The 5,370-nt window shown below is 66.9% G+C and carries 6 protein-coding genes; 3 read left to right on the top strand and 3 right to left on the bottom strand.

Annotated features, from left to right (window positions below; translation table 11 throughout):
- Together WA965_RS22825 and pgsA are read right to left on the bottom strand one after the other, a co-directional pair.
- Positions 1-256 (bottom strand): CinA family protein (locus tag WA965_RS22825; RefSeq protein WP_526448104.1); only part of this gene is annotated, 256 nt, incomplete at its 3' end.
- The gene (gene pgsA / locus WA965_RS22830) at positions 234-830 is read right to left on the bottom strand and encodes a CDP-diacylglycerol--glycerol-3-phosphate 3-phosphatidyltransferase (protein ID WP_526301555.1); all 597 of its coding nucleotides are present in this window, start codon (positions 828-830) and stop codon (positions 234-236) included. The genes pgsA and WA965_RS22825, both read right to left, overlap by 23 nt.
- A gap of 42 nt (positions 831-872) precedes the next feature.
- Here pgsA and WA965_RS22835 point away from each other — a divergent pair, with 42 nt between their 5' ends.
- A complete protein-coding gene (locus WA965_RS22835) occupies positions 873-1,394 on the top strand; it encodes an amino-acid N-acetyltransferase (protein ID WP_347133437.1) in 522 nt (173 codons plus the stop codon).
- 109 nt (positions 1,395-1,503) lie between these two features.
- On the opposite strand, the gene WA965_RS22840 is transcribed toward WA965_RS22835, so the two are convergent.
- Positions 1,504-4,053 (bottom strand): DNA translocase FtsK, encoded by a 2,550-nt coding sequence (locus WA965_RS22840; RefSeq protein ID WP_526448105.1) that lies wholly within the window; start codon positions 4,051-4,053, stop codon positions 1,504-1,506.
- Positions 4,054-4,233: 180 nt separating this feature from the next.
- Here WA965_RS22840 and WA965_RS22845 point away from each other — a divergent pair, with 180 nt between their 5' ends.
- Both WA965_RS22845 and WA965_RS22850 read left to right on the top strand, forming a co-directional pair.
- On the top strand, positions 4,234-4,548 hold the full coding sequence (locus WA965_RS22845) for a putative quinol monooxygenase (RefSeq protein ID WP_178358611.1): 315 nt from the start codon (positions 4,234-4,236) through the stop codon (positions 4,546-4,548).
- Positions 4,549-4,558: 10 nt separating this feature from the next.
- Positions 4,559-5,370 (top strand): mycofactocin-coupled SDR family oxidoreductase (locus WA965_RS22850; RefSeq protein WP_526448106.1); only part of this gene is annotated, 812 nt, incomplete at its 3' end.

A 5,370-nucleotide genomic window follows, 5' to 3' on the forward strand; every position in this document is an offset into this window, starting at 1 on the left:
GCGCGCGTGCCGTGGGCTCGGCCACCGGACCGACGTCGTCGAGCAGTTCAGGTGCCACACCCGCCAACTCGACCTTGGCGTCAACGGTGTAAGTCACCAGTCCGCCTCGCAGCGCCACGCTCGCGCCGGGCACCCCGGCCAGCGTGGCCGCCAGCAGACCGGCGGTCAGCGATTCCGCCGTGGCGACGGTTTCCCGACGCACTGTCAGGTCGGCTACCAGCGCGCGAGCGTCGTCATCGACCAGCGGGTCGTCCACGCGAGTCCCTCACCGCCGAGACGAAGTAGTCGACGCCGGTGATCACCGTCAGCACCACCGCCGTGATCATGATCACCCAGGCTCCGGTCAGCCACCCACCCGACAGGGGCAGGATGAACAGCCCGATCGCGACCGCCTGAACCAGTGTCTTGAGCTTGCCGCCGCGACTCGCCGGGATGATGCCGCGTCGCATGACCGCCAGTCGCAGCCCCGTCACACTGACCTCACGGACCAGGATCACCGCCGTCACCCACCACGGCAGATCGCCGAGCAGTGACAGTCCGACGAGCGCCGCGCCGATCAGAGCCTTGTCGGCGATCGGGTCGGCCAGCGTGCCGAACTCGGTCACCATGCCGTAACTGCGGGCGAGTGCCCCGTCAAAATGGTCGGTGATGACGGCCACCGCAAAGATGATGAATGCGACCACCCGCCAATATGTTTCGTGCCCGTCGCCGACGAACAGCGCGACGAGGAACACCGGCACCAGGATGAGTCGCACACCGGTGAGGGCGTTGGCGAGATTGGCCACCCGAGCGCGCGGGACCACGGGATCGGTATGTGGTTGTCCCGGCACCGCCACAGAATACTGGTTGCCAGTGCCGATACTCTTCGGTGTGTGAGCCCAGTTCCGGATGAGCCCGCCGGTCGGCTCGTCCTGCGGCGTGCCAGGACGTCCGATGTGCCCGCGATCAAGTCGCTCGTCGACATCTATTCCGGGAAGATCCTGCTCGAGAAGAATCTGGTGACGCTCTACGAATCGGTGCAGGAGTTCTGGGTCGCCGAACTCGACGGCGAGCTGATCGGATGCGGCGCCCTGCACGTGCTGTGGTCCGATCTGGGCGAGGTACGCACTGTCGCGGTACACCCCAAGGTGCGCGGCCGCGGCGTGGGGCATGCGATCGTCGACCGATTGCTCGCCGTCGCCACCGAACTGCACCTGCAGCGCATCTTCGTCCTCACCTTCGAGGTCGAGTTCTTCGGAAGCCACGGCTTCGAGGAGATCGACGGCACCCCGGTCACCGCGGAGGTGTACGACGAGATGCGCCGCTCCTACGACACCGGCGTGGCGGAGTTCCTCGACCTCTCCTACGTCAAGCCGAACATCCTGGGCAACACCCGGATGCTGCTGACCCTCTGACTCCCGCCGAAACTGTATTCCACGCGGTCTTTTTTCGTATTTTTCCGCGCGGAGTACAGCCTCGGCGATTGGTGAGCCGGTGAGCCGGTGATTGGCGAACCAGGGTGCGCTAGAAGTCGGGCTCGTCGGTGTCGCCGCCCGCGGCGTCGCTGCCGCCGCGGATCAACGCCAGCGTTCCCGCGAGTTCGTCGGGCTTCACCAGCACCTCACGTGCCTTGGACCCCTCTGACGGGCCGACGATGCTGCGGGTCTCCATCAGGTCCATCAGCCGGCCGGCCTTCGCGAAGCCGACCCGCAGCTTGCGCTGCAACATCGAGGTGGACCCGAACTGCGACGACACCACCAGCTCGACCGCCTGCAGGAACACGTCCATGTCGTCACCGATGTCGGGGTCGACGTCGGTGCGTTCGCCGGCGGCCTTGGCAGTGGTGACGCCTTCGGTGTACTCGGGCTCGGCCTGGTCCTTGCACGCGGCGACGACGGCGTAGATCTCTTCGTCGCTGATGTAGGCGCCCTGGAACCGGACCGGCTTGTTCGCTCCCATCGGGAGGAACAGCCCGTCGCCCATACCGATCAGCTTCTCGGCGCCCTGCTGGTCGAGGATCACCCGGCTGTCGGTCAGCGATGACGTCGCGAACGCCAGCCGCGACGGCACGTTGGTCTTGATCAGGCCGGTGACGACGTCGACCGACGGCCGCTGGGTCGCCAGGATCAGGTGGATGCCCGCGGCGCGGGCCTTCTGGGTGATCCTGACGATGGCGTCCTCGACGTCACGGGGCGCGGTCATCATCAGGTCGGCGAGCTCGTCGACGATCGCGATGATGTAGGGATACGGCTTGTAGACACGTTCGCTGCCCAGCGGTGCGACGATCTCACCGGAGCGCACCTTGGAGTTGAAGTCGTCGATGTGCCGCACCCGGTTGGCCTGCATGTCCTGGTAGCGCTGTTCCATCTCCTCGACCAGCCACGCCAATGCCGCCGCCGCTTTCTTCGGCTGGGTGACGATCGGTGTGATCAGGTGCGGAATGCCTTCGTAGGGGGTCAGTTCCACCATCTTGGGGTCGATCAGGATCATCCTGACCTCTTCGGGGGTGGCCCGCGCCAGCAACGACACCAGCATCGAGTTGACGAAGCTGGACTTGCCCGAACCCGTGGAACCGGCGACCAGCAGGTGCGGCATCTTCGCCAGGTTCGCCGAGATGAAGTCCCCCTCGATGTCCTTGCCCAGTCCGATCACCAGGGGATGGTGATCACGTCGGGTCGACGGGGCGGTCAGCACGTCGGCCAGCCGCACCATCTCGCGGTCGGTGTTCGGCACCTCGATGCCGACAGCCGACTTGCCCGGGATCGGGGCGAGCATCCGGACACTCTCGGTGGCCACGGCATAGGCGATGTTCTTCTGCAGCGCCGTGATCTTCTCGACCTTGACGCCCGGGCCGAGCTCGACCTCGTAGCGGGTGACCGTGGGTCCGCGGGTGCATCCGGTGACCGCGGCGTCGACCTTGAACTGGTCCAGTACCGAGCCGATGACCTCGACCATCTTGTCGTTGGCCGCACTTCGGATCTTCGGCGGATCGCCCGCGACGAGCAGATCCAGCGACGGCAGCGCGTACGGGCCCTCCACCACCCGATCCAACTGCATCGGCTCCGCTTTGGGCTTCTTCTTCCGCGAGCGGGTGGCCGGTTCGGGGAGCGTCGCTGCGTCTTCTTCGATCGGGTAGTTGTCCAGCGGCGTGCCTGCGGGTCCGGCAGTCAGCGCCAGCGGGGCCAACGGTTGGGTTGCCGCAGCCGACGGCCACGACCGCGACTCGTCCTGTCCGTACCCGTCCGGATCGTCGTAGTAGCCGTCGGAGAAGTCGTCGGCTTCCTCGGTGTCGCCCAGTTCGTCGTCGTACTCGTCGTAGTCGTCGTACTCATCGTCGTCGTATTCCGAGCGCCACCGGGTGGAGAACATGTCCCGCACCGTGTTCGGAACCTCGCGGATCGTCGTCCCGGTCACCAGCAGGGCCCCGAACAACACCCCGAGGAACAGCAGCGGAGCCGCGATCCACGCGGTCAGTCCGTCGGAGAGCGGACCGCCGATCGCGAAGCCGAAGAAGCCGGCCGCACCCTGACGAGCGACCGGATCCTGCGGCGAATCCGCCCACAGATGCCACAACCCCAGCGCGGGCAGCACGATCATCGCCGTACCCAGGATCAACCGCGGGCGTGATTCCGGGTCCGGTTCGGAGCGCATGAGCCCGATGCCGAGCGCAGCCAGTGCGATCGGGATCAGCACGACCGCCGAGCCGATCAACACCCGCAGGAAGGTGTCGATCCACTCACCCACCGGTCGAGCGGCCTCGAACCATGAGCTCGCGGCGACGACGACCGCGAGGCCCAGCAGCGCCAGTGCGACCCCGTCGCGGCGATGTCCGGGCTCGATTTCGCGCGCCCGGCCGACCGAGCGAGCGGTGCCCCCGGCGCCCTTGGCCACCATCAGCCAGCCGGCACGCATGCCGCGACCGACCGCGGTCCCCGCTGCCGAGACGGCGGAGGGTTTCTGACGGGCCGGCTTGCGCCGCGGGGCGGCAGGCCTGGAGGATCTCGCACCACCCCGCGAACTGGCCTTTGACCTGGTCGTACGTGCTGCAGATCGGGCCGCGGTCTTACTCGCCATGCCGGTAAGCCTAGTCCCAATCACCCCAGTTGCACCATCTGCCACACAGGTAACAACCAGGTGCCAATCCGTGATCCCAGCGTGATCGGAGGCGACGCGCCCTGCGACGTCGCGACCACTCGAACCGTAATAAGGTGGACACCTGTCCAACTCAGTGCCGAGATCGAGGAGCCCGCACCCATGCCGATAGTCGTCGTCGCCACCATGACCGCCAAGCCCGAGTCCGTGGACGCCGTGAGGGACGCGTGCAAGCAGGCTATCGAGGCGGTGCACAACGAGCCGGGCTGCGACCTGTACTCACTGCATGAAGCCGACGGCACCTTCGTGTTCGTCGAGCAGTGGGCCGACACCGATGCGCTGACCGCCCACAGCACCGCACCCGCAGTGGCCACGCTGTTCGGCACCATCGGCGAGCACCTCGACGGAGCCCCCGACATCAAGATGCTGCAGCCGGTGGTGGCGGGTGATCCCGCCAAGGGTCAGCTGCGGCCGTAGTCTGCGCACCATGGGTGAGCTCACCGGCAAGGTCGCATTCATCACCGGCGCCGCCCGGGGCCAGGGCCGCGCACACGCCGTGAAGCTGGCATCCGAGGGCGCCGACATCATCGCGCTCGATCTGTGCGAGCAGATCGACTCGGTGCCGTACCCGCTGGCGACCCCCGACGACCTGACCGCGACCGTCAAGCTCGTCGAGGAGGCCGGCTCGCGGATCGTGGCCGTCCAGGCGGACGTCCGAGACCGCGACGCCGTGAAGGCCGCGCTGCGAGAGGGGACCGAGAAACTCGGCAATCGCCTCGATATCGTGGTCGCCAACGCCGGGATCGCTCCGATGGCAGGCGCCGGCGCATGGCAGGACGTCATCGACGTGAACCTCACCGGCGTCTACAACACCGTCGACGTCGCGATGAAACCGATGGTCAAGTTCGGCAACGGCGGCTCGATCGTGTTGATCAGCTCGGTCGCCGGCCTGGTGGGTCTGGGTGCGCCGGTCGGCGGTTCCGTCGGTTATGCGGCCGCCAAGCACGGCATGGTCGGGGTCATGCGGGTGTACGCGAACTTCCTTGCCCAGTACAGCATTCGAGTCAATTCGGTGCATCCCGCAGGAGTGAACACCCCGATGATCGACAACGATTTCACCCGGTCGTGGCTGGAGGGAATAGCGCAGGAGAGCCAGGGCGGTCCTGACATGGGCAACGCACTGCCGGTGCAGGCGCTGGAACCGGAGGACATCGCCAACGCGGTGTTCTGGTTGGCATCCGACGCCGCCCGCTATGTCACCGGCGTCACGCTGCCCGTCGACGCGGGGTTCGTGAACAA

Origin of the sequence: Mycobacterium sp. (genome assembly GCF_049683935.1) — a bacterium.
In the GTDB taxonomy this organism is placed as follows: domain Bacteria; phylum Actinomycetota; class Actinomycetes; order Mycobacteriales; family Mycobacteriaceae; genus Mycobacterium.